At 49.1% G+C, this 25,742-nt stretch carries 21 protein-coding genes and 7 tRNA genes; 22 read left to right on the top strand and 6 right to left on the bottom strand.

The genetic code is table 11. From position 1 onward, the window contains the following. Positions 1–9 precede the first annotated feature (9 nt). The 6 genes from ispF to rpoS all read left to right on the top strand — a co-directional run bounded on the left by ispF (position 10) and on the right by rpoS (position 4,947). The gene (gene ispF / locus J3L11_RS01765) at positions 10–510 is read left to right on the top strand and encodes a 2-C-methyl-D-erythritol 2,4-cyclodiphosphate synthase (RefSeq protein WP_207569822.1); all 501 of its coding nucleotides are present in this window, start codon (positions 10–12) and stop codon (positions 508–510) included. Further along, positions 504–1,568, top strand: a complete 1,065-nt coding sequence (truD, locus tag J3L11_RS01760) for a tRNA pseudouridine(13) synthase TruD (RefSeq protein WP_207569821.1) — start codon at positions 504–506, stop codon at positions 1,566–1,568. Before ispF ends, truD begins: the two co-directional genes overlap by 7 nt. 6 nt (positions 1,569–1,574) lie before the next feature. Continuing rightward, positions 1,575–2,321 carry a 5'/3'-nucleotidase SurE gene (gene surE, locus J3L11_RS01755; RefSeq protein WP_189618843.1) on the top strand — a complete coding sequence of 249 codons (747 nt, stop codon included), beginning with the start codon at positions 1,575–1,577 and terminating at the stop codon, positions 2,319–2,321. Next, complete coding sequence (locus tag J3L11_RS01750; protein WP_189618844.1) at positions 2,318–2,956, top strand: protein-L-isoaspartate(D-aspartate) O-methyltransferase; 639 nt, start codon at positions 2,318–2,320, stop codon at positions 2,954–2,956. Before surE ends, J3L11_RS01750 begins: the two co-directional genes overlap by 4 nt. Before the next feature lie 116 nt (positions 2,957–3,072). Next, positions 3,073–3,924, top strand: a complete 852-nt coding sequence (locus tag J3L11_RS01745) for a peptidoglycan DD-metalloendopeptidase family protein (RefSeq protein WP_207569865.1) — start codon at positions 3,073–3,075, stop codon at positions 3,922–3,924. Positions 3,925–3,999: 75 nt separating this feature from the next. Beyond that, positions 4,000–4,947 (top strand): RNA polymerase sigma factor RpoS, encoded by a 948-nt coding sequence (gene rpoS / locus J3L11_RS01740; protein WP_189618845.1) that lies wholly within the window; start codon positions 4,000–4,002, stop codon positions 4,945–4,947. 69 nt (positions 4,948–5,016) lie between these two features. Here the strand turns inward: rpoS and mutS are convergent, their stop codons facing one another. Beyond that, positions 5,017–7,605: a DNA mismatch repair protein MutS gene (gene mutS / locus J3L11_RS01735; RefSeq protein WP_207569864.1), complete on the bottom strand. Its 2,589-nt coding sequence runs from the start codon at positions 7,603–7,605 to the stop codon at positions 5,017–5,019. A gap of 297 nt (positions 7,606–7,902) precedes the next feature. Between mutS and recA the strand changes: the two genes are divergently transcribed. From recA to J3L11_RS01675, 12 genes are all read left to right on the top strand, one after another. Continuing rightward, positions 7,903–8,973, top strand: coding sequence for a recombinase RecA (gene recA, locus J3L11_RS01730; protein WP_133039660.1), 1,071 nt, complete (start codon positions 7,903–7,905; stop codon positions 8,971–8,973). Between the two features lie 11 nt (positions 8,974–8,984). Further along, on the top strand, positions 8,985–9,419 hold the full coding sequence (locus tag J3L11_RS01725; protein ID WP_347566489.1) for a regulatory protein RecX: 435 nt from the start codon (positions 8,985–8,987) through the stop codon (positions 9,417–9,419). A 500-nt stretch (positions 9,420–9,919) separates the two neighbouring features. Next, positions 9,920–12,541 (top strand): alanine--tRNA ligase, encoded by a 2,622-nt coding sequence (alaS, locus tag J3L11_RS01720; RefSeq protein ID WP_207569820.1) that lies wholly within the window; start codon positions 9,920–9,922, stop codon positions 12,539–12,541. A gap of 21 nt (positions 12,542–12,562) precedes the next feature. Next, positions 12,563–13,777, top strand: a complete 1,215-nt coding sequence (locus J3L11_RS01715; RefSeq protein ID WP_189618915.1) for an aspartate kinase — start codon at positions 12,563–12,565, stop codon at positions 13,775–13,777. Between the two features lie 110 nt (positions 13,778–13,887). After that, positions 13,888–14,085 carry a carbon storage regulator CsrA gene (csrA, locus tag J3L11_RS01710; RefSeq protein ID WP_133039664.1) on the top strand — a complete coding sequence of 66 codons (198 nt, stop codon included), beginning with the start codon at positions 13,888–13,890 and terminating at the stop codon, positions 14,083–14,085. 210 nt (positions 14,086–14,295) lie between these two features. Continuing rightward, positions 14,296–14,387, top strand: a tRNA-Ser gene (locus J3L11_RS01705). Positions 14,388–14,404: 17 nt separating this feature from the next. Next, positions 14,405–14,481, top strand: a tRNA-Arg gene (locus J3L11_RS01700). A gap of 31 nt (positions 14,482–14,512) precedes the next feature. Then, positions 14,513–14,589 (top strand) — tRNA-Arg (locus J3L11_RS01695). A 27-nt stretch (positions 14,590–14,616) separates the two neighbouring features. Continuing rightward, positions 14,617–14,693, top strand: a tRNA-Arg gene (locus J3L11_RS01690). A gap of 37 nt (positions 14,694–14,730) precedes the next feature. Next, positions 14,731–14,807: transfer RNA gene (locus tag J3L11_RS01685), tRNA-Arg, on the top strand. A gap of 24 nt (positions 14,808–14,831) precedes the next feature. Beyond that, positions 14,832–14,908 (top strand) — tRNA-Arg (locus J3L11_RS01680). A 6-nt stretch (positions 14,909–14,914) separates the two neighbouring features. Beyond that, positions 14,915–15,006, top strand: a tRNA-Ser gene (locus tag J3L11_RS01675). 80 nt (positions 15,007–15,086) lie between these two features. On the opposite strand, the gene J3L11_RS01670 is transcribed toward J3L11_RS01675, so the two are convergent. Then, positions 15,087–15,254: a hypothetical protein gene (locus J3L11_RS01670; protein ID WP_165900142.1), complete on the bottom strand. Its 168-nt coding sequence runs from the start codon at positions 15,252–15,254 to the stop codon at positions 15,087–15,089. 100 nt (positions 15,255–15,354) lie between these two features. Continuing rightward, positions 15,355–16,599, bottom strand: coding sequence for a dicarboxylate/amino acid:cation symporter (locus J3L11_RS01665; protein ID WP_133039665.1), 1,245 nt, complete (start codon positions 16,597–16,599; stop codon positions 15,355–15,357). Between the two features lie 437 nt (positions 16,600–17,036). Here J3L11_RS01665 and J3L11_RS01660 point away from each other — a divergent pair, with 437 nt between their 5' ends. The 4 genes from J3L11_RS01660 (at position 17,037) to J3L11_RS01645 (ending at position 22,915) form a co-directional block, all read left to right on the top strand. Beyond that, on the top strand, positions 17,037–19,898 hold the full coding sequence (locus J3L11_RS01660; protein WP_207569819.1) for a pitrilysin family protein: 2,862 nt from the start codon (positions 17,037–17,039) through the stop codon (positions 19,896–19,898). A gap of 260 nt (positions 19,899–20,158) precedes the next feature. Next, positions 20,159–21,751 (top strand): glutamate--cysteine ligase, encoded by a 1,593-nt coding sequence (gshA, locus tag J3L11_RS01655; protein ID WP_207569818.1) that lies wholly within the window; start codon positions 20,159–20,161, stop codon positions 21,749–21,751. Further along, positions 21,748–22,176: a hypothetical protein gene (locus J3L11_RS01650; protein WP_347566488.1), complete on the top strand. Its 429-nt coding sequence runs from the start codon at positions 21,748–21,750 to the stop codon at positions 22,174–22,176. Before gshA ends, J3L11_RS01650 begins: the two co-directional genes overlap by 4 nt. Before the next feature lie 112 nt (positions 22,177–22,288). Continuing rightward, entirely contained in the window at positions 22,289–22,915 is a 627-nt protein-coding gene (locus J3L11_RS01645; protein WP_133039718.1) for a hypothetical protein, read from the top strand. Between the two features lie 11 nt (positions 22,916–22,926). On the opposite strand, the gene J3L11_RS01640 is transcribed toward J3L11_RS01645, so the two are convergent. From J3L11_RS01640 to purE, 3 genes are read right to left on the bottom strand one after another with little or no spacing between them, the layout of a single operon-like run. Further along, a complete protein-coding gene (locus J3L11_RS01640; RefSeq protein ID WP_207569817.1) occupies positions 22,927–24,090 on the bottom strand; it encodes a sensor domain-containing diguanylate cyclase in 1,164 nt (387 codons plus the stop codon). Positions 24,091–24,119: 29 nt separating this feature from the next. After that, on the bottom strand, positions 24,120–25,202 hold the full coding sequence (gene purK, locus J3L11_RS01635) for a 5-(carboxyamino)imidazole ribonucleotide synthase (RefSeq protein ID WP_207569816.1): 1,083 nt from the start codon (positions 25,200–25,202) through the stop codon (positions 24,120–24,122). Beyond that, positions 25,203–25,694: a 5-(carboxyamino)imidazole ribonucleotide mutase gene (purE, locus tag J3L11_RS01630; RefSeq protein WP_133039719.1), complete on the bottom strand. Its 492-nt coding sequence runs from the start codon at positions 25,692–25,694 to the stop codon at positions 25,203–25,205. Between the last annotated feature and the right edge of the window lie 48 nt (positions 25,695–25,742).

Below are 25,742 nucleotides of genomic sequence, written 5' to 3'. Positions count from 1 at the left end.
GAGACATTGATGAAAATACGTATCGGACATGGGTTTGATGTCCATAAATTTGGTGCCGAGCAACCGTTGATCCTCGGGGGCGTTGTTGTGCCTCACGAGATTGGGCTGATTGCGCATTCTGATGGTGATGTGGTGTTACATGCGGTGGCCGATGCCTTACTGGGCGCGATGGCGCTGGGCGATATCGGTAAGCACTTTCCCGACACCGATCCCCAGTTTAAAGGGGCTGATAGCCGGGTTTTGTTACGTCACTGTTTTGAGTTGGTGAAACAGCGTGGTTATGCCTTAGGTAATCTGGATGTAACTATCATTGCACAAGCCCCGAAGATGGCACCACATGTCCAGGCAATGCGCGAAGTTTTGGCGAGTGACTTACAGGCCGAGTTAGATGCCGTTAACGTGAAAGCAACGACGACAGAGAAACTTGGATTCACTGGACGAAAAGAAGGAATAGCGGTCGAAGCAGTGGTGTTACTGCAGGCGTATAGTGAGGAGCAGGTTGCGTGGTAGAACTGCATTATCTTTATGGAAAACCGGCTAGTCGTGGCAATTTGCGTACGGTTAACGAAGACTTTCTGGTACAGGAATTACTGCCATTTACCCCGACAGGCGAAGGTGAACACCATCTGTTACATATCCGCAAGCGTGGTCTTAATACTGTAGCGGTGGCGGAATTGTTGGCAAAATTTGCGGGTGTGCACCCCAAAGAGGTGACGTTCGCCGGACAAAAAGACAAAAACGCTGTTACTGAACAGTGGTTTGGTGTGCGCATCCCCGGGAAGGAAACACCTGATTGGCAACAGTTAAACAGTGATAATCTGCAGATACTCTCCAGTCAGCGGCACAGCAAAAAGTTGCGGATAGGGGCGCTCACAGGTAACCGCTTTACGCTCATTCTGCGAGATGTTACCGATGTTGAAGAGGTGCAGCAGCGATTAGAACAGATCCGAGAGCGGGGCGTCCCCAACTATTTTGGTGAGCAGCGATTTGGCCATCATGGTGGCAATATCGCCAAAGCCCGGGAGATGTTAGCGGGTAAAAAAGTGAAGGATCGCAACAAACGCTCTTTATATCTCTCTGCGTTACGGTCCATGTTGTTTAACGCGGTGGTTGCGGCAAGATTACAGCAATATCCGGGAACGCTGTTGCCGGGTGATTGTGTCATGCTGGCGGGTAGCAATAGCTTTTTTGTTGCTGAGCAATGGGACGAAGTGCTTAAAAACCGATTAGCCGCGCAGGATATTCAGTTATCTGCGCCTTTGTGGGGCCGTGGTCGAGCGTTGGCGACCGGCGAGGCGTTGCTCTTTGAGTCCGCCGTATTGGCAGATTATGCGGCCGATCTTGATGCGCTGGAGCATGCCGGATTGTCACAGGAACGGCGGCCACTGATGTTGTGTCCGCAAGCGATGAGCTGGGCGGTAATCCCAGAAGGTTTGCGGTTGAGTTTTGTGTTGCCTGCGGGCGCCTACGCTACCTCCGTCCTCCGGGAAGTGGTGGATTATACCGATGTAGCAGACGTTCGTTGGCAACAAGCCGTGGCCGCAAGAGAAGCGCAACAGGACAGGTAAGCGACAATGAAAATTCTGGTCAGTAATGATGATGGCGTGACCGCGCCGGGGATTAAGGTGCTGACAGAGACGCTGTCGCAATTGGCAAACGTATTGACGGTGGCACCCGATCGCAACTGTTCTGGTGCAAGTAACTCATTAACCTTGACTAATCCTTTAAGGATTAATAAGTTAGATAACGGCTACATTGCAGTTAATGGCACCCCAACAGATTGTGTGCATCTGGCTATCCGTGAACTCTGTGATGGTGAGCCGGACATGGTGGTATCAGGCATTAACGCCGGTGCCAATATGGGCGACGATACCCTATATTCAGGGACGGTTGCAGCGGCGATGGAAGGCCGTTTTTTGGGGTTACCAGCGGTTGCTGTGTCCTTGGCTGGGCGCGCATTAACGCACTATGGCACGGCTGCCGCCTATACGTTGAAGATTATTGAAGGGTTGAAGCGATATCCTATCGCATCTGATCAGATCCTTAATATCAATGTGCCAGACTTACCCATGGATCAAATTCAAGGGATTCGCGTGACCCGGTTAGGAACCCGACATAAAGCCGAAGATATGGTTCGTACCACCGACCCACATGGTCGCGAGATCTTCTGGCTTGGTCCTCCGGGAATTGAACTTGATGTTGGTGATGATACGGATTTTTACGCGGTGGCTCAGGGTTATGTGTCTATTACGCCGTTAACTGTAGATCTGACCGCTTATCGACAGTTATCAAAATTGCAACAGTGGATTGAGAAATTATGAGTCGCGTGGCTTCAGCATCAGCGGCATTACAGTTAACCCGTAAGCTCAGCGAGGCTGGGATCTCTCATCCTGGCGTGTTACAGGCGTTGGCCGCTACGCCTAGGGAACTGTTTGTCGATGGTGCTTTGGCACACAAAGCTTATGAAAACACGGCGTTACCTATTGGTTCCGGGCAAACTATTTCACAGCCTTATATCGTGGGACGCATGACGGAACTGGTGCTGACCGTTAATCCGGCTAAGGTACTGGAAATTGGTACTGGCTCTGGTTATCAGGCCGCAATTTTGGCGCAACTGGTGCCCCAGTTATATACCGTAGAACGGATCAAGAGCCTACAAATCCAGGCGAGGCAACGACTCAAGCGTCTAGATTTGCACAATGTGTCATTCAAGTATGGAGACGGTTGGCAGGGATGGGAAAATCGAGCCCCGTTTGATGCTATTGTGGTTACTGCAGCAGCAGCAGAGATCCCAGAGGCGTTGTTGCAGCAATTGGCAGATGGCGGTGTGCTGGTGGTACCCGTTGGCGAGAATAACCAGCAACTGCTGCGGATTGTCAGGGACGGGGAGCGATATAGTTCTAGCGTTATTGAAGCTGTCAGATTTGTGCCTTTGGTCAGTGGCGCTTTGGCCTGAACAGCTGTTGCCATCAAACAGAGAGGAATGGCGTGTCTCAGGGAACATATTACAGGGTTGTTCGTTTGCTGCTCCATTGGATTTGCCAATGCGTGCTGCTGTGCGCAACCTTGCTGATGGTTTCTGCCTGTAGCTTCCAATCCCATCGTCCTGCTCCCGTGTATTCTGTTAATGGTTCCCGGCCCATCTTTGATAAGGGATACCTTAATTCCGCCAGAACTTACAAAGTCAATAAAGGCGATACCCTTTATTCCATTGCTTGGGCCGCAGATAAAGATTACCGCGATCTGGCAAAACTGAATCAGCTCGACGCAGCCTACACCATATACCCAGGGCAGGTTCTATATCTGATACCTACAACCTCATCTCAACGCCTCCATAAATCGAGCAATTACTCCAAACAGAGTAGTAAAAAACAAGAGAATAAAATTAAAGAAAAACAATTAGATAATAAAAAAATTGGTACAGTTAAATCTGCACAACCTCCGGTACAAAAAACACTTGATTCCGCTCAAAACTCTGCGTACTCTGTAACCACTGGTAAACAGGTTGTTAACGAAATTGTCCACAGTTCAGGCGTAGTTTTACCTGATAATGTCAGTCAGTGGTTATGGCCTGCTAATGGCGCCCTGATAGCAACCTTTTCCAGTACAGAACAAGGCAATAGAGGAATTAAGATTGCTGGTAATCGCGGCGATATTATAAAAGCTGCAGCAGATGGTCGGGTTGTATATGCGGGTAATGCTTTGCGAGGATATGGGAATCTCGTCATTATCAAGCATAGTGATGATTATCTGAGTGCGTATGCTCACGCCGATAAGATCTTAGTGAAGGAACAACAGAATGTGTCCGCAGGACAAACTATTGCCAAGATGGGTAGCACAGGGACTGATCGGGTAATGTTACATTTTGAAATTCGTTACCATGGTCAGTCTGTTGACCCGTTGAATTATTTACCCAAACGTTGATGGTTTGGTGCCACTTTGGCATTGGAGGAAAGCGCCAGATGTAGATTGTTGTCGAAATTTTTGGGAGAGCACATTATGAGCCGAAATAATACCAACGCTTCCGTGCAAGAAGATGCAGATTTTTCAATTGAGATGGATTTGCAACAGGTTGACGCTCTTGCTGAGCGAGTGCAGGACGACCTGCAGAAAAACCTTGATGCCACTCAGTTGTATCTAAGCGAAATCGGTTTTTCTCCCTTGTTAACAGCCGAGGAGGAAGTTTTCTTTTCACGTAAAGCTCTCCGTGGTTGCGAAAAATCGCGTAACCGAATGATTGAAAGCAATCTCAGATTAGTTGTTAAAATTGCCCGCCGTTATAACAATCGTGGCTTGGCGCTGCTAGATCTTATTGAAGAAGGTAACTTAGGATTGATACGGGCAGTTGAAAAGTTCGATCCAGAACGTGGCTTCCGTTTTTCTACCTATGCAACTTGGTGGATCCGTCAGACCATTGAACGGGCCATCATGAATCAGACTCGTACCATTCGTTTGCCGATCCATGTAGTAAAAGAACTCAATGTCTATCTGCGTACTGCCCGCGAGTTGGCACATAAGCTGGATCATGAACCAACAGCAGAAGAGATTGCTGAAAGACTTGATTTGCCCAGTGCTGACGTTAGTCGCATGTTGAAGTTGAACGAAAAAATCACCTCGGTAGATACCCCCATTGGCGGTGACAACGAGAAAGCTTTGTTAGATGTATTGCCCGATGATGATAGCTACACCCCAGATGCTCAAGTTCAGGAAGAGGATATCTCCAAGTCTGTGGTGAAATGGCTTAATGAGCTGAATATTAAGCAGCGGGAAGTATTAGCACGTCGTTTCGGCTTGTTGGGTTATGAGCCCGCCACCTTGGAAGATGTGGGAACTGAGATAGGTCTTACCCGTGAGCGCGTCAGACAGATCCAAGTAGAAGCATTGAAACGTTTACGGGATATGATTTCCGCTCAGGGCTTATCGGTAGAAGCTTTGTTTAAGATGTAATTTGTAGCGATTGCAAAAAAAGCGCACATAAATGTGCGCTTTTTCATCACGTAGATGATCACTGTTAGGTTAACTGGGTTTAGCTAACGCCCGTAATTTATATAACAGATCTAACGCTGCTTTAGGGGTAATTTCATCAAGATTAAGTCGCTGCAACGCCAGCTCAACTTCTGATGTTGCGTTTTCAAAAGGCAGGCTTGACTGCATCGGCATCGGGCTAGTGTTGCCACTGTGGCTATCTCTGGCTTCCAATTCCTGCAATTTCATTTTTGCGGCTTTAATCACATGAGCTGGAACGCCAGCCAGCGCCGCGACCTGCAAGCCGTAGCTCTTGCTAGCAGCCCCTTCCTGCACTGCGTGCATGAACACTATGGTGTCTGCATGCTCTACGGCATCCAGATGCACGTTGATCACCTGCGGTAACAACTCAGATAGTTGCGTCAGTTCAAAATAGTGAGTGGCAAACAATGTAAGCGCCCCCAGTTTCCTAGCGAGGTACTCGGCTGCTGCCCAGGCCAATGACATGCCGTCATAGGTAGATGTGCCTCGCCCAATTTCGTCCATCAGCACCAAGCTGTTGGCGGTAGCATTGTGCAGAATATTTGCCGTTTCTGTCATCTCGACCATAAAGGTCGAGCGACCGGATGCGAGATCATCTGAGGCGCCGATGCGGGTGAATATGCGATCAATTGGGCCAATAGTTGCGCTGGTTGCCGGCACAAAACTGCCGATGTATGCCATCAGCGTTATCAGTGCCACTTGCCGCATATAAGTAGATTTACCGCCCATGTTGGGGCCAGTCACAATCAGCATACGGCGCTTGGGATTAAGCACCACCGGGTTGGCAATAAATGGGGATTGACTCACCCGCTCTACAACCGGGTGCCGACCGTCATCAATATCAATCCCAGTATGGTCACTCAACTCAGGTTGACAATAATTAAAGGATTCGGCGCGCTCGGCAAAATTACTCAGTACGTCTAATTCCGACGCTGCCATAGCAAAGCACTGTAATGCATACAGTTTAGGCAGTAGCAGATCAAACAACTCATCCCATAACTGTTTTTCTAGTGCGAGCGCTTTCCCCTGACTAGAGAGCACTTTTTCTTCATATTCTTTTAGTTCGGGGATAATGTAGCGTTCGGTATTTTTCAGTGTTTGTCGCCGTTGATAGCTTAGGGGCACTTGCGCAGATTGGCCCCGTGACACTTCAATGTAATAACCATGCACCCGATTGAAGCCCACTTTTAGTGTGGCTATGCCTGTGCGTTCCTTTTCACGAACTTCCAGTTGTTGTAGGTAGTCAGACGCACCATCGCTTAGGCTGCGCCAGTCATCGAGCTCCGCGTTGTAACCTTCACGAATGACACCACCATCGCGAATAAGCACCGGTGGATTATCCACAATGGCACGTTGCAGCAGCGACAGCTCATGTGGAAACTCACTGAGCTGTTCACTGAGTTGCCGCAGATGAGGCTGCTGCAGCGTCGATAATTGTTGTTGGATCTCCGGTAACAACTCCAATGCCTGACGTAAACGCGCAAGATCGCGTGGTCGGGCATTGCGGATTGCCAACCTAGCAATAATGCGTTCAACATCGCCCAGTGATTTAAGCAATTGGTGCAGCGACTCGTGTTGTCCCGTTGTTAGCAGTTCTGCCACAGCCTGATGCCGTGCTTCAATCAAAGCGCGGTTGCGTAGTGGCTGGTGGATCCAGCGTTGTAACATGCGGCTCCCCATGGGGGTCGCCGTCGCATCCAACACCGCTGCTAACGTGTTTTCTCGGCCACCGGAAAGGTTTTGCGTAAGCTCTAAATTGCGTCTAGTTGCCGCATCCAGCACTATGCTGTCGCTAGGGCTGAATTGATGAATGGCATTAATGTGTGGCAAAGCAGTGCGCTGAGTATCGCGTACATACTGCATCAAACAACCTGCCGCCTGTAGTGATAGACGTGCCTGTTGAATACCAAAACCATGCAGATCTTTGGTGCCAAACTGATCTAGCAATAGGCGCATTGCCGTGTCGAAATCAAATTCCCACTCGGGGCGACGACGTTTACCTTTGATGCTATTGAGCAGTTGCTGTTGGGTAAAATCTTCACTGTAAAGAAGCTCGGCAGGTTTTGTCCGTTGTAGCTCAGCTTCAAGGCTCTCTAGGTCTTCCAGTTCAGTGACAATGAAACGTCCAGATGCAACATCAAGAGTGGCATACCCAAAACCCGTTTTGCCTTCATAAACGGCCGCCAGCAGATTGTCCTGCCGCTCTTGTAGTAACGCCTCATCTGTTAATGTGCCGGGGGTAACGATACGGACTACCTTGCGCTCAACCGGTCCTTTTGCCAATGCGGGATCGCCAATCTGCTCGCAGATAGCGACAGACTCACCTTGTTGTACCAGCTTGGCCAAGTAGGTTTCCACTGCATGGTATGGAATGCCAGCCATTGGAATGGGTTCACCACCGCTCTTACCCCGAGCGGTAAGGGAAATACCGAGTAATTCGGAAGCTCGGCGGGCATCGTCATAAAACAATTCATAAAAGTCGCCCATCCGGTAAAACAACAACATATCGCTATGCTGAGCTTTCATCGATAGGTATTGCCGCATCATGGGCGTGTGTTTTTCGAAGTCGTCATCGAGGCTGGCAGCTGTGTTTTGCATCATAAGCTTGCGCTGTTTGTCCGTTAGTTATTCAAGGAATTCTCTGTACAATCAGGTTGGCAATATTAACAGGTATTTAGGGGGGATGAAGTTTAGGAGACAAATTTTATCATAGTCTAGTGAGTGCTAGGGACCATTGAGGTCAGCCAATTAGCGCTGGCAAATTAATCATACTCAGGGCTTGATACTGTATGATTGTACAGTATACTACTGTCTAAACGTTAAAACGATTTATACCCGTCCGGGTGATGACAGGCATTTCAGACAACTCATTGGTTGTCGTAAGAGGGAATCAGAATGAAGATTGATCCGAACAAAGAGAAAGCGCTAAACGCCGTGTTGGGCCAGATTGAAAAGCAATTTGGCAAAGGCTCAATTATGAAATTGGGCGAAGACAGAAGCATGGATGTGGAAACGATTTCCACCGGTTCGCTCTCTCTCGATGTTGCCTTGGGTGCCGGTGGTTTGCCACTTGGACGTATTGTTGAAATCTACGGACCTGAATCTTCAGGGAAAACCACGCTGACATTAGAGGTGATTGCGGCTGCTCAACGCGAAGGTAAAGTGTGCGCCTTTATTGACGCAGAACATGCATTGGACCCTATCTATGCCCGTAAATTAGGGGTGGATATTGATAATCTGCTCTGCTCTCAGCCAGACACAGGTGAACAGGCATTGGAAATCTGCGATGCATTGACTCGCAGTGGCGCGGTGGATGTCATTATTGTTGACTCCGTTGCTGCGTTGACGCCTAAAGCTGAGATTGAAGGTGAGATTGGTGATTCCCATATGGGGCTGGCAGCGCGCATGATGAGCCAGGCCATGCGCAAATTGGCGGGTAATCTCAAACAGTCCAACACACTACTGATTTTTATCAACCAGATCCGTATGAAGATCGGGGTAATGTTCGGCAATCCAGAAACTACAACTGGTGGTAATGCGCTGAAGTTTTATGCTTCCGTGCGTCTGGATATTCGCCGTACCGGTTCGATTAAAGAAGGCGATGAAGTTATCGGTAACGAAACCCGAGTTAAAGTGGTTAAAAATAAAGTTGCTGCACCTTTCAAACAGGCTGATTTCCAGATTCTTTATGGTAAAGGTATTAACCGTGTTGGTGAATTGGTTGACTTGGGTGTGGCGCATAAACTTATTGAAAAATCAGGCGCTTGGTACAGCTATAAGGGAGATAAAATCGGTCAGGGACGCGCTAATGCGGGTAAATTCCTGCAAGATAACCCAGAGATTGCGCAAGAGATTGATACTCAGTTGCGTGAGATGTTACTGCATAAAGGTGGCGTTGCTGCGCCTGCTGCGGTTGAGACTGCGGGTGATGATAATATCGATATGGAAACTGGAGAGATCTTCTGAGCGAGTCATTAATGGACATTGCGGTGGCGCTGTTAGCGCGCCGCGATTATAGCCGGAGCGAATTGTGCGCCCGGCTGACAGACAAAGGATTTGCAAAAACCGAGATAGAGCAACTTGCCGATAAACTGGAAGCACAAGGCATTGTTGACGATAAACGTTATGCTGTGGCCCTTATTCGTTCACAGATCTCCAAAGGGCACGGGCCTGCACGGATCCGCCAGACGGGGTTGCAGAAAGGTTTACCAAAAAGCTGTATCGAAGCAGCGTTAGATATTGCTGATTGTGACTGGGTGGACTTAGCTCGTCAGCGCATCCAGAAAAAATACGCGATAACTGACGGTACCATTGATGCTAAAGAGCGTGCCAAGCGTATTCGGCATTTGTTGGGGCAGGGGTTCAGTTACGATCAGATTGCTGCAGCCTTGGACTACGATCCCTATGAGTAAGTACTTTTAATTTAATGGCTATCACCTTGTTTTGACTTACTTCTTTTAGCTATCGAGTTAACCCTGGTTTTACGTTGATTTGGTTGTAGCGATGCTCGTTTCTTTTTTTGCTATTTCCCCTAACACCTTTGTTTAGACGCTTGAAATACATTTGTAGCTATACCTCATCGGTTGGGTCAGGAGTACCTACATTCTTTGACCCCTTGGGTTCTCCAACTTATACCAACAGTCGTTCAGCGAATTCGTGGCAATTCTGATTATTGCTTTGTTCGTGAGGTCATATTGATTAACGCCTATTGTTCCTGCAAATCTTAGATCTCCCACTGATATTGATGATCTTCACCAGAGATTTAACTGATTCAAATGTGCGGTCAGTGATTCTAATTGGTATTCTCTCCCCGCACGCTTATAATGGCAGACCTTTATGTATAACAGTGGCCGGCAGCCTAGCTTCAGGCCATTTTTTGTCGTTTACCGCTTAAGTTATTCAGGACGATTTCATGTATCAGACCACCGCCGCACTGCGAAGTGCTTTTCTGGAGTTTTTCCGAAAGAATGGTCATCAGGTCGTAGACAGCAGCTCCTTAGTGCCGGGCAATGACCCGACACTGCTGTTTACCAATGCCGGGATGAACCAGTTTAAAGACGTGTTCCTCGGTAATGAAAAACGCAGCTACAGCCGTGCCACTACTGCTCAGCGCTGTGTACGTGCTGGTGGTAAGCATAATGATTTAGATAACGTCGGTTATACCGCGCGTCACCACACATTTTTTGAAATGCTGGGTAATTTCAGCTTCGGCGACTATTTCAAACATGATGCCATTCGTTTTGCCTGGACTTTTCTCACTGAAGAACTAAAGCTGCCCAAGGAAAAACTGTGCGTTACCGTTTATCAAAACGATGACGAAGCCTTTGATATCTGGAATAAAGAAATCGGTATTCCAGCTGAAGATATCATCCGCATCGGTGATAACAAGGGAGCACCTTATGCGTCAGATAACTTCTGGCAGATGGGTGATACCGGTCCTTGTGGTCCATGCACAGAAATTTTTTACGATCACGGTGCTCATATCTGGGGTGGACGTCCTGGAACACCAGAAGAAGATGGCGACCGTTTCATCGAGATCTGGAATATCGTCTTTATGCAGTTTAACCGTCAGGCCGACGGTACCATGCTGCCATTGCCTAAGCCATCAGTAGATACCGGCATGGGGCTGGAACGTATCTCTGCCATTATGCAGAAGGTACATTCCAATTATGAAATCGATGTATTTAAGACCCTGATTGCCAAGACTGCTGAGATCATTGGTGTTACAGATCTGGAAGATAAATCCTTACGCGTGATTGCTGACCATATTCGCTCTTGCGCATTCTTAGTGGCGGATGGGGTGATGCCATCTAACGAAGGCCGCGGTTATGTACTGCGTCGCATTATCCGTCGTGCCGTACGTCACGGTTACAAGTTAGGTGCTAGCAATACCTTCTTCTATAAGCTGGTGCCGACACTGATTGAGGTGATGGGCGAGGCTGCCAAGGATCTTAAGACCACTCAGAGTGTTGTAGAGAACGCCTTGAAAGCGGAAGAAGAGCAGTTTGCCCGTACGCTAGAGCGCGGTCTGGGGATCCTTGATAATGCGCTCGCGGACATTAAAGGCAATGTCTTGGATGGTGAAACAGCATTCAAACTTTACGACACTTACGGTTTCCCGCTGGATTTAACCGCTGATGTTTGCCGTGAACGTGATATCACAGTAGATGAGGCGGGGTTTGATGTGGCAATGGCCGCCCAGCGCAGCCGTGCACAGGCTGCTGGTCAGTTCGCTGCTGATTATAACGCCGGTATTAAAAGCGATATCGATAGCCATTTCTGTGGCTATGAAGCGCTAAATGGCGCAGGTAAAGTGCAAGCTATTTATGTGAACGGTCAACCAGTTGATGCCGTGTTACCTGGGCAGGAAGCAGTTATTATTCTTGATAATACTCCATTCTATGGCGAATCCGGCGGACAGGTGGGGGATAAAGGTACACTGTCAGCAGCGGGCACCGAGTTCACCGTAAAAGATACTCAAAAATATGCCCAAGCTATCGGTCATCTTGGCGTATTGGTTGAGGGAAGCCTTAAGCTGGGACAGACCGTCAACGCCAACGTGGACAAGAAGCTGCGCCATCGCACTCAGTTGAATCATTCAGTGACTCATTTGTTACATGCCGCTCTCCGCAAGGTGCTGGGGACTCATGTGGCACAGAAAGGCTCATTGGTGGATCCCGAACGTCTGCGTTTTGATTTTTCACACTTTGAAGCCATGACCACAGAGCAACTCGCTGAAGTGGAGGATTTGGTGAATACCCAGATCCGTCGTAACCATCAACTGCAGATCGCCGAAATGGATCTTGAACAAGCCAAAGCCAAAGGTGCTATGGCGCTGTTTGGTGAAAAATATGATACCCGTGTCCGTGTTGTGACGATGGGGGATTTTTCCGTAGAGCTATGCGGCGGTACTCATGTTGGCCGCACCGGTGATATTGGGTTATTCAAGATTGTATCTGAAAGTGGTATTGCTGCGGGTATCCGCCGTATTGAAGCGGTCACCGGCGCAGCAGCAATGGCTTATATCTCCCAGCAGCAACAGGAATTGGCCGAAGCCGCTGCTCTGTTAAAAGGGGATACACATTCCGTTGTCGCCAAGTTAAAAGCACAATTGGATCGTGCTAAACAGCTGGAGAAAGAGATTTCACAGTTGAAAGATAAGCTGGCCGCTGCGGCAAGTGCTGATCTGGTGAATGAAGTGACCGATGTCGCCGGTACCAAGGTATTGGTGAAGCTGCTTGATGGGGTTGATGCCGGAGCCTTACGCGGTTTACTGGATGAACTAAAACAGAAGTTGCAGTCTGGCATTGTGGTTCTGGGCACTGCTCACGATGGCAAAGTAAACCTAATTGCGGGTGTCACTAAAGATCTTACTGGCAAAGTCAAGGCAGGCGACTTAGTCGCGATGGTGGCGACACAGGTTGGCGGCAAAGGCGGTGGCCGTCCTGATATGGCGCAGGCGGGGGGCAGTGAACCTGAAAAGCTACCTTCTGCATTAAATACGGTGCTGCCATGGTTGCAGGAGCGTCTGTAAACCACATTTGCTGAGGTTTCTGTGACAACAGCAGTAACGCACCGTGGCTCACGGTTGTATGTCAAAAAGTTCGGTGGCACATCACTAGGGTCACTGGAACGAATAGAAATTGTCGCCGAACAGCTCGCCGAGGCATATCACCTTGGCGAGCTGCAAGTGATTGTTTGTTCAGCGATGGCGGGCGAAACAAATCGGTTATACGCCTTGGCACAGCAGTTGGACGAAAACGCTTCTGCGCGTGAATTGGATATGCTGGCGAGCACCGGCGAGCAAGTGAGTATTGCTTTACTCGCTATTGCACTGCAGAAACGAGGTATTAGCGCTCGTTCGCTGCTGGCATCGCAGCTGCCTATTCGTACTTCTGCATCGCACGGTGCTGCAGAAATTACACAGATAGAAACCTCTTATTTGCTGCAGTTACTTCAAGAGGGCATAGTCCCTATTATCGCTGGATTTCAAGGCATCAATGCAAATGGGGATATTACCACGCTTGGACGAGGTGGCTCCGATACTACCGCAGTAGCCATTGCTGCGGCATTACATGCTGAGGAATGCCAGATTTTTACGGATGTTGATGGCGTTTTTACCACCGACCCGGCAATAGAACCCACCGCCAGAAGGCTGGATGCAATCAGTTTTACGGAGATGTTGGCACTGGCAAGAAATGGTGCCAAGGTTTTGCATCCTGACTCAGTTGCTACTGCTCAGCGCTGTTGTGTTCCGCTGCGGGTACTCTCTAGTTTTAACCCAGGTCGGGGAACGTTGATCGTTGACAATTTGCCGCGCTCCAGCGGTATCACTGGTATTGCTGTTGCCCGTAATCAAGCGTTACTTACCAAGGCTGTGACGGTTGGGAATGGTGATTTTAATCAGCAGATGCGGCAATTGTTGCAGCATTGCGGTGTGGCTTTTGAATCAAATGATACGGTGTCGGATAGTTGGTTTGTGGTGGGGCAGCAACATATTACTCAGGTGGTTACCGCCATGGAGCGAAAACCTGACAGCATTCCGGTAAATTGTCAGTCGTCATTGACCCGACTCTCGCTTGTGGGGGCAATAGTGTCTTCTTTTACATCTATAAGCAACGAGTTGCACCTGATGTTGGATGGTGAAGGTATCGATGTTAAGCTGTCGAGCTGGTCGGCTACCACTTTGTCAGTATGGGTAGATGAAGCAAATGCAGACAAGGCTGTTCGCGTGCTGCATCACGCTTTTGGACTAAATAAGGCGCAGTAAAACAAGGCTTTTAGTATTGAATACTATTATTTTGTACTAAGCTCACCCTATAATAGATACCAGAACGGATAAGCGCCGTAATAAAATATGGATAATAGAGGAGCAAGCTAATGCTGATTTTGACTCGTCGTGTTGGCGAAACACTGATGATTGGTGACGAGGTCACAGTTACAGTGCTGGGGGTGAAAGGTAACCAGGTGCGTATCGGCGTGAATGCGCCTAAAGAGGTCTCTGTGCATCGTGAAGAGATCTATCAACGCATCCAGTCTGAAAAAAGTGGCTCTTCCTCAGAAGGCGGCGACTATTGATCCTATGTTGCAGGATCTCGTAAAGATACACTGAAGAGCCAGCCTAAACCGCTGGCTTTTTTATTGTGCTAATTTATAAAAAAGCCTTGTTTTTGGCAGTGTTGCAGCGTATTTGCACGATATGATTAAAAACAGGGCAAACGGTTTGCCTTTCCCAAAAAGCGTTTGACTTATTTTCTTCAAACAGTAATATGTGCGCCAAGAAAAAGTGGAGAGGTGGCCGAGTGGCCGAAGGCGCTCCCCTGCTAAGGGAGTATGGGCTTTAACTCCCATCGAGGGTTCGAATCCCTCCTTCTCCGCCATTTTCTTAACGAAAACTGCGCATGTAGCTCAGCTGGATAGAGTACCTGGCTACGAACCAGGTGGTCGGAGGTTCGACTCCTTCCATGCGCACCATTTTCGTTTATAGCAGTAAAGAATACGTTTTGCGCATGTAGCTCAGCTGGATAGAGTACCTGGCTACGAACCAGGTGGTCGGAGGTTCGACTCCTTCCATGCGCACCATTCTGCTTTAATTCCCATTGTTTCAATGCGCATGTAGCTCAGCTGGATAGAGTACCTGGCTACGAACCAGGTGGTCGGAGGTTCGACTCCTTCCATGCGCACCATTGGGATTTATAGCCTGCGCTCAACAGACAATTAACTGCGCATGTAGCTCAGCTGGATAGAGTACCTGGCTACGAACCAGGTGGTCGGAGGTTCGACTCCTTCCATGCGCACCATTGTCTGCTCATATTTCAAATTATGCGCATGTAGCTCAGCTGGATAGAGTACCTGGCTACGAACCAGGTGGTCGGAGGTTCGACTCCTTCCATGCGCACCAATTTGCGGAGAGGTGGCCGAGTGGCCGAAGGCGCTCCCCTGCTAAGGGAGTATGGGCTTTAACTCCCATCGAGGGTTCGAATCCCTCCTTCTCCGCCATTCTTCTGTTTTTTCACTGCTGCAAATCCCACAATTACCACTGCTTAAAATGGTCTTTAGCCCATGATTGGATTTGTCAATTAGGCCGTCAACCAGATAGCAAATGCCAGTAAACAGATCACCACTGCACTGATACCAATGATCCACACAAAGCCTTTTGCCCCTTGCGAGACCGGAATGCCATTAAAACGCAAGAATGCCAGCCATAGCAGCGATAAAATAAGTGGCAGAAATAAGAAGCGGCCCATAAACAGAAGACTCCAGACAAGCATGTGTCGCTAATAATAACGACAGTTATGGATGAGAAAAAGGCCGCATGCGCGGCCCTTTGTGACAGAAGAACTTTTGCTACACTGTCTCAGCATCGGTAGCATTGCTGTAGAACTTTTCTGTATTGACTTCGTTTTCAGATTTTCCCACCACCACTGCAGTCATCATATCACCGGTAATATTGGTACAGGTGCGGATCATGTCTATCACCCGATCAATAGCGGCAATATAGGCAATCCCCTCCAAGGGTAGACCGATAACACCCAACGTCACCGTTAACATCACCATCGCACTGCCAGGCACCCCGGCAGTGCCTACAGAGGCAATGGTAGCCGTTATGGCAATCAATACGTAATCTGTCATATCCAATGGGATACCGTAAATCTGCGCAATAAAAATAGACGCAATTGCCGGGTAGATACCACCACAGCCGTCCATATTCATGGTGGCACCTAACGGCAACACGAAAGCACTGTAGCGTTCAGATACCCCCATGGCTTGTGCACAACGGGTGGTGACTGGTAGCGTTCCGTAACTGGAGGCGGTACTAAAGGCAACTAATTGTGCTGGCATGGCTTTACGAAAAAACTGCCATGGGCTTAGTCCTGCGGCAAATTTTACCAACCCACCGTAGACACAGATGATATGTAGCAGAGCGGCGATATAAATAGCCAGAATGAACTTTGCTAACGGCGCTAAACTACTGATGCCATATTTACCAACGACCCAGGCCATCAAACCAAATACCCCAATGGGAGTCAGTTTCATGACGAGGCGTGTCAGTTGAAACATCACTTCTGCACCTGCGTGAATAGCTGCTTGCAGTGGCTTGGCTTTTTCGCCGACCATGTTGATGGCAATGCCCACCAGTGCAGCGAACACGATGATCTGTAATACGTTACCTTGCGCTAACGATTCGAACGGGTTGCTTGGGATCATATCCAGCAGTACCTGAGCAAAACCGGGAATGTTGCGTTCCCGTACCTCGGTAGTTGCCAGTTCAATAGTGCCACCCATGTCGATAAGACTGCCAACTGCCAACCCGATAAGCGATGCCAGCGTACCAGTCAGCATAAACATGCCGAGGGTTTTGATACTCAGGCGCTTCAGCCCTACTTCACTGCCCAGCGCGGTGATGCTGGAGACAATGGCACAGAATACTAATGGCGCAACTAGCATTGTAATTGCTTTAATGAACAGATCACCCAAGGGTTTCAATACTGTCGCTTTATCCCCGAGGAATACTCCTAGCAGGGCGCCGAGCACAAAGCCCGCAACCACCTTTTGCCAAAATGGGATACGTTTATAGGTTTGCCAAATCATGAGATTTCCAGAGTTGTTGGCCGTTATCGGTCCGTTGTCATTATTGTTACTGCCATGTGGGTTGCCCGTTCATGGTCAGATGGCGGGATTGTAATCCTTTGTTGCTAAATGGCGGTAAAACCTTTTTTTATAGCTTATGGTGATATTAAGGATTGTTTTAATGAGTTAAAAGCTTTGTTTTTTGTTAATCATGTCAAAGTTTCCCGTTAAAACCCTCGTGAACAGCTAACTTTTAGCGGAATTCAGTTAATGCCGGATTTCATGCGGTTTTGCTCTGAAGGGCTGAACAACACTGTCATAAGGTGCCAGTGAAACGTTATCTTACAAATTACCCTCTTAGGTTTTGTTCCCAGGAAAGGGTAGTCTTAGCCTCGGCATGATGCCGGTCTGAGTAGACTAAGTGTTAGCGCAATATAGTAAAAGTTAAGGAGTAACAGATGAAAAAATGGTTATTGGCTGCGGCAGTGTCGGCAGCTTTAGCGGGATGCGCGGCTGAGAAAGCGCCAGCGCCGCTGGCGCTTTCCGCTGCCGCCCAACTGCCAGCGGGTGTGACGTTGGTAGAGTCCTATGCCCCTAAAGCGGGTGAAATTGGCATTCCCTATAAAAAATATGTTTTGGCTAATGGCTTAACTGTGCTGCTGCATGAAGATCACTCAGATCCTTTGGTCAAAGTGGACGTGACCTATCACGTGGGTTCCGATCGTGAGCATCCTGGCCGTACCGGCTTTGCCCATCTGTTTGAACATATGATGTTTCAAGGGTCAGAACATGTTGCTGACGAGCAGCATTTTAAAGTTGTGACCGAAGCCGGTGGCGAACTAAATGGCACCACCAATAGTGATCGTACCAACTATTTTGAAACGGTTCCTAGCAACCAGTTGGAAAAGATGTTGTGGTTAGAATCCGATCGGATGGGCTATCTGTTGCCAGCACTGACCGATCAGAAATTTGAGGTGCAGCGCGCGACGGTCAAAAATGAACGGGCGCAACGGATTGATAACCGTCCCTATGGACGGCTGAATGAACAGTTTCAGCAGGCGTTTTATCCCAAAGGACACCCTTACAGTTGGCCAGTGATTGGTTGGCCAGCGGATCTTGACCGAGCAACGACTCAGGATGTCAAAGATTTCTTCCGCCGCTGGTACGGCCCTAACAATGCGACCTTGACCATAGGGGGTGATATTGACGAAGCGCAAACCCTGAGCTGGGTGAATAAGTATTTTGGCGATATTCCCCGTGGACCAGAAGTGAAAGCCTTGGACAAGCCGTTAGTCACATTGGATAAAACACGTTATGTGTCGATGCAAGACAATATCCATCTGCCTTTGATCCAGATAGGTTTTCCAACGGTTTATGCCCGTCATCAAGATGAAGCTGCGCTAGATCTGCTGGCGAATATTCTGGGGGGCGGCAAAACCTCGATTATTTACAAAAATTTGGTGAAAGATGGTTATGCGGTGCAGGCGGGAGCCAGTCATCCTTGCCAAGAGTTGGCCTGTCAGTTGAGTTTTTATGCGCTGGCAAATCCTGCCAAAGGCGCGTCACTTGCGCCCATTGAAAAACTTATCCGCCAGTCAATTGATGAATTTGAAACCCGTGGTGTAACCGATGAAGATTTACAGAAGGTAAAAATTCAGTTCCGGGCCGACTCGATTTTCTCGTTGCAAAGCGTTTCTGGCAAGGTGGCGTCCTTGGCAGCCAACCAGACTTTTACCGGTAATCCTAACCAGATTGGCAACGATTTGGCACGCTATGATGCGGTGACCAAAGAGGATGTGATGCGGGTATTCCGTGAATATGTCAAAGGTAAGCCTTCGGTAGTGATGAGCGTTGTTCCTCAAGGTGGTGAAGCCTTGGTCGCTGCCCCTGACAACTATACGCCACCAACCCCAGAGGTGGCTAAGCAAGCGGTGACAGGGCTGTCCGCCACATTAGCTCCAGCACACAGCAGTTTTGACCGCAGTGTGATGCCTCCAGCTGCCAAAGCCCCAGTGTTGAAGGTGCCAGAACTGTGGAGTGCAACGCTGGCGGATAAGATAGACGTGATGGGGACGCAAAGCAGCGAAACGCCAACCACAGAAATCATCATTTATCTGAATGGCGGACACCGGATGGAGCCGCTGCAAAAGGCCGGGTTGGCGGCGCTTACTGCCGACATGCTTAATGAATCCAGTGCCAAACGCAGCAGCGAAGCGCTGGCGCAGGCGCTGGAACTGTTAGGCTCTAGTGTCAGCCTCAGTGCCAGTGATTATCAGAGTGTGGTACGGGTAACTTCGCTCACCGAGAATCTTGATAAAACCTTGGCGATAGTCAAAGAACGGCTGTTAGAACCCGGGTTTACCGAAGCAGATTTCAATCGGGTGAAGCAGCAGACGCTGCAAACACTGCAGCATATGGTATCTGATCCTAACTATCTGGCTAACGAAGGCTTTTCCAAGCTGTTATTTGGTAGCGACAACAGTTTAGGTATCAGTAGTGGTGGCACCTTGCAGACGGTGGCTGGCATCACCCTTGAGGATGTGAAAGCTTTCTATGCTGAACAATACCGAGCCGGAAATGCACAAATGGTGACGGTAACGGATCTGCCCAAGGCTCAATTGCTGGAAAAACTTCAGCCACTGACCCGTTGGCAGGGCGATGCGACGCCATTGCCAGTGGCAGGAAAATTGCCAGCCGGCAACCCTGGGGTAGTATTCCTCATCGACAAACTGGGCGCCGCGCAATCCGTGATCAGTATTGGTAAACGGGCATTGCCTTATGATGCGACCGGTGATTTTTTCAAGAGTTATCTGATGAACTACCCTCTGGGTGGCGCGTTTAACAGCCGTATCAATCTTAACCTCCGGGAGGATAAAGGATACACCTATGGCGCTCGCAGTTTCTTTGCCGGTGGTAGTGAACAAGGCTACTTCGAAGCAAGCGCCAGCGTACGCAGTGATGTCACAGATAAAGCGCTGGCAGAGTTTATGAAGGAGATTAGTCGTTATCATCAAAGTGGCATGAGTGCAGAGGAACAGGCATTTATGCGCGCTTCAATCAGTCAGGGCAAAGCACTGGACTATGAAACGCCTTACCAGAAAGCTGGCTTTATTCGCATGATCCAGAAATATCATCTGGCACATGATTTTACGGATGAACAGGATAAAATTGTGTCACAAATTAGCTTAGAGCAACTGAATCAGTTGGCAAAACAGTGGCTTGATCCTGCAACCATGCAGATCCTCATCGTTGGTGATAAAGCTTCTGTTGAACCAGGGTTAACGGCTCTGGGCTATAAGGTGGTCAATCTGCCCTTGTAATCGCTAAAGTACATCCCCATATCTGTTGCACCAACCGAGATGGTGGTCAGATACTTAACGGCGCGGTGACGGTCTTAGGCTGTCGCCGCCTGTGTCGTATAAATTACGCTTGCCTGACAGCCCCTTAGGCCTTATGTTGGGCAGCATCTAACAAGCTGCACCGGAATGTCCGTTGGGACCGGAGGCCCGATCTCCGGGGACTCGGGTGTCTCGGGCGCAACAGCCAATCTGTTGTGTCTGCCGGAAAAGAGATATTCAATTTGAAGCCATTTAGCGAAACACTAGCGCTGCTTGCCAGTGCCGAAGGCCGTTCTGCTCTGCTGGGAATGCAGCGAGGGATTGAACGCGAAACCCTGCGTATTGACTCAAACAATCAACTGGCATTGGATCCACATCCAGTGGCTTTAGGCTCGGCGTTGATGCACTCGCGGATCACCACCGATTACAGTGAAGCGCTGCTCGAGTTCATTACCCCAGTGTCTGGCGACATTGACGAAATGCTTAAAGGGCTTACTGAAACCCACGCATTTGCCTTACGTCATCTCAATGGTCAGAAACTCTGGCCCGTGAGTATGCCTTGCTATGTAGGTGATGAGCAGAAAATTCCGATTGCTTATTATGGCACTTCCAACCAAGGGCGGATGAAGAGCCTTTACCGCAAAGGGTTAACTTATCGCTACGGGGCGCTGATGCAGATTATCGCGGGTGTCCATTTTAATTTCTCGGTATCCGATAAGCTGTGGCATTGGTTATACGCGCAAACGGACCAGCGCCAGTCCTTGTGCGACTTTAAATCTGATACCTATTTCGGTTTGATCCGTAATTATCGGCGCTTAGTGTGGGTGCTTCCATACCTGTTCGGGGCATCGCCAGCGTTATGTAGCTCATTTATTAAAGGCCAGCAAACCGAGTTGGCGTTTGAGAGCATGGGACAGGGAACTCTGTTTTTACCTTATGCCACATCATTGCGGATGAGCGACCTAGGGTATACCAATAAAGAGCAAGAACAGCTGTCTATCAGCTACAACTCGCTAAAGGATTATCTGAACGGTATTCGTACAGCAATTAAATTGCCATCGCACAAATTTGCGGGAATTGGCGTCAAGGTGGATGGCGAGTATCGTCAGCTCAATGCCAATATTCTGCAGATTGAGAATGAGTTTTACGCACCCATCCGCGCTAAAAGAGTCACGAAAGATAGCGAAAAACCTTCCGAAGCATTAGCTCGGGCTGGCGTAGAGTATATTGAAGTGCGGGCGTTGGATGTTAATCCGTTTAGCCCGGTTGGGGTCGAGGCATCGCAGCTAAGGTTATTGGATCTGTTCCTGCTTTATTGTTTGTTGTCACCATCCCCTATCACTGACGATGCCGGGGAAAAGGAAATTGCTGCTAACCTCAAAGCGGTTGTGCTGGAGGGGCGTAAGCCCGGGCTGATGCTGCAGCGTCAGGGGGTTGCCATTAGTCGATTACAATGGATGCAGGAGCTGTTCGCCGAACTTGCGCAGGTCGCTGTATTACTGGATGGCACCGATAGTCAGCAATATCAGGAAGCACTAGCTTACTGGCAGCAAGCGGTCATCGATCCCGATAAGACCTTGTCAGGTCGAGTTCTGGCCAATCTGGCGTCCAGTGGCCAATCACATGGGGCTTGGGTCAAAGGATTGGCAGAACAGTATCGCCAGCAACTACTGGATTATCCATTGAGTGATGCCACTATTGCCGCTTTTGAAGCTGAAGCCGCCGCATCTATTGCCAAACAGCAACAGATGGAGCAAGAAGATCAACTCGGCTTTGATGATTTTTTGGCGCAATACTTTGCAACCGCAACAACAAAGGATATGCAGTTAACGTGAAATATTGGTGGTTAATAACTGCGCTGCCGTTGATGATGCTCAACGGCTGTGCCTCTGCCCCGGATGATGCGACAGCCTGTGGCGTGGTATCAACTTATGCTGAACCAACGCCCGCAGAGGGGTTTTATCGATTGGTAGTAACCCACATCGATGGTAAGCCGGTGATTTCCAAACCCAACTATCAGTTGCGCCCTGGTGAGCACACATTTCGGGTGTCTGAACTTATCGATGCGCCTGAATTAAAGGTCCGACTGGCGGCGAGAGTGCCAAAAGAGATCAAGGTTGAGGTTCAGGCGGAACAGCGTTACCAACTCGCAGCAAAATTCAATACTGATCGTCAATATAGTGGTGACGATACGGGCTACTGGCAGCCGCAGATCCGTTCCCAGGAAAGTGCAGAATGCGAACTGCCTGTTGATAATTGATTTTCAGGGTTGCAATTCGCTGATAATTCAGGCGAAACTAACCTCGGTGTTTTTGTGGAAGCGGCAATGTCACTTCCTGTACTGATGGAATGTTTCTGTGCCTGACTTCCGTATGTTTCGTAGCTCTTTTCTACGGTTACTGCCGTTGGCGTTGACCGTATCACTCATGGCGGGATGTGCTGCATCGCCGCCGAAAGATCCAGATAATATCTGTGCCATTTTTAAGGAACATCGCTCCTGGTATGACGCCGCTGTTGATGCTCGTGATAAGTGGGGAGTGCCTGTACATGTGCCGTTGGCAATGATGTATCAGGAGAGTTCCTTCAAACACAATGCCGCGCCTCCCATGGAGTATTTCCTCGGCTTTATCCCCATTGGGCGTGCCAGTGATGCTTACGGCTACGCTCAGGCTAAGACCATGACCTGGGATGACTATGTGCGTGAAACTGGCAACAGTTGGTCAAGTCGTAGTGACTTTGATGATGCCATGGATTTTATGGGGTGGTTTATTTATAAAACCAATAAAATCAATGGTGTTTCAAAATGGGATGCGAAAAGGCTCTATCTTAATTATCACGAAGGCTGGGGTGGTTATAAGCGGGGAAGTTACCGTAGCAAACGCTGGTTGATTAAGGTTTCTGATAAGGTAGAGGCACGAGCCAAACGATACGCAGTGCAGTATCGCGGCTGTAAAGATGACCTTGATTCTTCTTGGCTATGGCGGCTGTTTTTCGGCTGATAATCGCAGTGTTAAGTACGTTGCTGGTCGAGGATTTGCGCGGCTACGTCCAGACTTTCTGCGACATTGCCATTAAAAGGGACTAACGCACTGCTGAAATAAACTCCCGGTTGTTGTGTCGCAAAATCGCTGCGTACCTGTTGTAGCCAGTCACTCAATTGCGCGGCGTCACCATAGGACAACAGTGCAAATTTATCGCCATTCAAACGACTCATAAGGGCTTTAGCCGGCCATTGTTGTTGCAGTAGTTGCGCTAATTGGCGTAATACTTCATCGCCATGATCATGACCATATTGTTCATTGATGCGTTTTAATTCATCAATATCCAATAGCAATAGATAGCTTGGTAGTTGTTGTCGCAGTGACCATTGTGCTGCTTGCTGCTCGAAATAACTGCGGTTCATCAGCCCTGTAAGCGTGTCATAACAGGTCAGTTGGTGGATCTGCTGCGACTTTTGATACAGCGCAACAGCATTGGCGGCCTCTTTAGACAGCATGTCGATGACTGTGGCATCGTAATCGTTGAAGCAATCGGGCTCTGTACTGTCGAGATTTAACAGCCCATACAGTTTACCCTCAACATAAATCGGGCTGGAGAGTGTTGCACGGATCAGTTGCCCACCAAATAACTGCCGGGCTATTTGATCATCGGTGTCGTCAGTATCGTTGATGGTAATCACCCGGTCACAGCGCCCACCGGTAAGCCGATACTGAAAGGTTTGTGGTAACTGCATATTGAGTTGCTGCAGTTTCTTTAACTCCTGACCATAAGCCGCCGCAAAATGTAATTTGCGTTCATGCCCCTGGATCAGAATGACTGAACCTAGTTCTGCGCCTTCAACCAAAGCCACCGCTTTATTGAGCAACGCTTGCAGAAAGGCATTTTCTGAATGGCATTGCGCCGGTAATGCCAGCAGCTCGCTGGTGGCGTCACTCAAATCTCGCAGTTGTTGCAGTTGCTGTTGCAGCCGGTTGAACTGCGCTTGATACAGAAAATATCCCAAGGTCATTGCTAGGACAAAAACCGTTGCTACCCCGGCCAGTAATAACCAAGGCAGATGATGACCACCATTGAAGGCCCAGAACAACAAGGAGAACAGCAGCAGCGGCACAACCAGCAACCACCAGAGGAAGCCGGTTTTTACTAGAGGTTTAACGCTGGATAATGGTGTCAATGCTGCAATCCTATTGCAAAAAACAAGACTCAGGTGCGAAAAAACTCCGCCATAACCCACTCCAGTGGTGCCTGGTACTGTTGTGGCATCCACGCTTTCAGTTGTTGTATGCTGTCCGACAGCTGCACCCGGTGATGTACTGACAGATTCAGATGACCTACTTTACGACCGGGGCGTACTTCTTTGTTGTACCAGAAAAGTTCGGCGTTGGGCAGACTCAGCCAGCGATCGTCTCTATCAATACCAATCAGGTTGATCATCACACACTGAAAATTCACCTGTGGGCGATGCATTGGTAAGTTGCAAAGCGCACGTAGATGTAACTGGAACTGGTCAATATGGCAGCCTGCTTGAGTCCAGTGACCCGAGTTGTGTACTCGCGGTGCCAACTCGTTTACCAACAACTTGTCACCGAGACGGAAACACTCCATTGCCATGACCCCGACATAGTCGAGCCCTTGCATAATGGTACTCAACATCTGCTCGGCTTGTGACTGCAGTGGTGCCAATCGTGCTAATGGTGCGATGGAAGCCATCAGGATCCCATCTTGATGCAGATTCAGCGTGAGTGGATAAAAATAGCATTTGCCATCTTGCGCCCGGGCGCCAACCAAGGACACTTCTTCATCAAAGTCAATGGCCTGTTCCGCAATGGCAAGGTTACGCCAGTCGTCTGGAATTGCGGTATTTTCAGACTGCTTCAACCAGTACTGGCCGCGGCCATCATAACCACCGGTACGGCGTTTGAGCAGTACCCGCGCACCGTAATGTGCATGCAGCGCCGCACTGGAGCTGTAGTTGTCGACCAGTTCCCAGGGGGCGGTAGCCACTTGCAATTGATCCAATAGACTTTTTTGTGTAAAACGATCAGCCAGTCGGCCAAATACCGGGCCGTTGATAAAATTATGGTGTGTGGACAGTTGCAGGCTTAATGCCGATTCCGGCCATTGTTCCCGTTCCGCGGTAATAATGTCATCGGTCGCCAGCGGCAGTTGTTCATCGGTCGGCTGCATGATATCTATCGGCCGCACGTCCAGCGCCAAAGGTTTGCCAGCGTGAGCCAGCATGGCACCTAATTGACCATCACCGAGTACCCATACTTTACTGCTCATTTATTCCTCCCGAGGATCCGGGTGTTCCAGCACCGCTTGTGTCTGCGCTTCACGGAATGCTTCTAGACGCGATGCCAGCGCCGCATCATGGGTTGCCAGTATCTGACACGCGAGTAGGCCGGCGTTATAGGCTCCAGCAGTGCCGATCGCCAACGTCCCAACCGCGATACCTTTGGGCATTTGTACTATGGATAACAGGCTATCAAGGCCGTTGAGAGCCTTACTCTGCACCGGCACTCCCAACACAGGCAAGCGGGTTTTTGAGGCCAGCATTCCAGGAAGGTGCGCAGCGCCACCCGCGCCACCAATAATAACTTTGAATCCTTTGTCAGCAGCGTTGGCAGCGAAGGCTATCAATTTATCCGGGGTGCGGTGAGCACTGACCACTTCAACGTGGTAAGGCACTTTGAGGGCATCCATGATTTCAGCGGCTGCTTCCATGGTGGGCCAATCACTTTTTGACCCCATAACGACAGCAACGAGGGCTTGCATCATAACTCCTTAAAACAGCAATTTTTAGTGTAAGTTATAGGTCTGCTG

This window comes from Shewanella sp. 4t3-1-2LB, assembly GCF_017368415.1.
Lineage (GTDB): Bacteria > Pseudomonadota > Gammaproteobacteria > Enterobacterales > Shewanellaceae > Shewanella > Shewanella fodinae.
This window is presented reverse-complemented; position numbering and strand designations above follow the sequence as displayed.

Excerpts from the sequence above, each read along its gene's own strand:
- J3L11_RS01660 (WP_207569819.1), top strand. The coding sequence starts at position 17,037 with ATGAAAAAATGGTTATTGGCTGCGGCAGTGTCGGCAGCTTTAGCGGGA.
- J3L11_RS01750 (WP_189618844.1), top strand. The coding sequence starts at position 2,318 with ATGAGTCGCGTGGCTTCAGCATCAGCGGCATTACAGTTAACCCGTAAG.
- alaS (WP_207569820.1), top strand. The coding sequence starts at position 9,920 with ATGTATCAGACCACCGCCGCACTGCGAAGTGCTTTTCTGGAGTTTTTC.
- J3L11_RS01725 (WP_347566489.1), top strand. The coding sequence starts at position 8,985 with ATGGACATTGCGGTGGCGCTGTTAGCGCGCCGCGATTATAGCCGGAGC.
- J3L11_RS01665 (WP_133039665.1), bottom strand. The coding sequence starts at position 16,599 with ATGATTTGGCAAACCTATAAACGTATCCCATTTTGGCAAAAGGTGGTT.
- ispF (WP_207569822.1), top strand. The coding sequence starts at position 10 with ATGAAAATACGTATCGGACATGGGTTTGATGTCCATAAATTTGGTGCC.
- csrA (WP_133039664.1), top strand. The coding sequence starts at position 13,888 with ATGCTGATTTTGACTCGTCGTGTTGGCGAAACACTGATGATTGGTGAC.
- J3L11_RS01745 (WP_207569865.1), top strand. The coding sequence starts at position 3,073 with ATGGTTTCTGCCTGTAGCTTCCAATCCCATCGTCCTGCTCCCGTGTAT.
- rpoS (WP_189618845.1), top strand. The coding sequence starts at position 4,000 with ATGAGCCGAAATAATACCAACGCTTCCGTGCAAGAAGATGCAGATTTT.
- purE (WP_133039719.1), bottom strand. The coding sequence starts at position 25,694 with ATGCAAGCCCTCGTTGCTGTCGTTATGGGGTCAAAAAGTGATTGGCCC.
- recA (WP_133039660.1), top strand. The coding sequence starts at position 7,903 with ATGAAGATTGATCCGAACAAAGAGAAAGCGCTAAACGCCGTGTTGGGC.
- purK (WP_207569816.1), bottom strand. The coding sequence starts at position 25,202 with ATGAGCAGTAAAGTATGGGTACTCGGTGATGGTCAATTAGGTGCCATG.
- J3L11_RS01670 (WP_165900142.1), bottom strand. The coding sequence starts at position 15,254 with ATGGGCCGCTTCTTATTTCTGCCACTTATTTTATCGCTGCTATGGCTG.
- J3L11_RS01645 (WP_133039718.1), top strand. The coding sequence starts at position 22,289 with ATGTTTCGTAGCTCTTTTCTACGGTTACTGCCGTTGGCGTTGACCGTA.
- surE (WP_189618843.1), top strand. The coding sequence starts at position 1,575 with ATGAAAATTCTGGTCAGTAATGATGATGGCGTGACCGCGCCGGGGATT.
- mutS (WP_207569864.1), bottom strand. The coding sequence starts at position 7,605 with ATGCAAAACACAGCTGCCAGCCTCGATGACGACTTCGAAAAACACACG.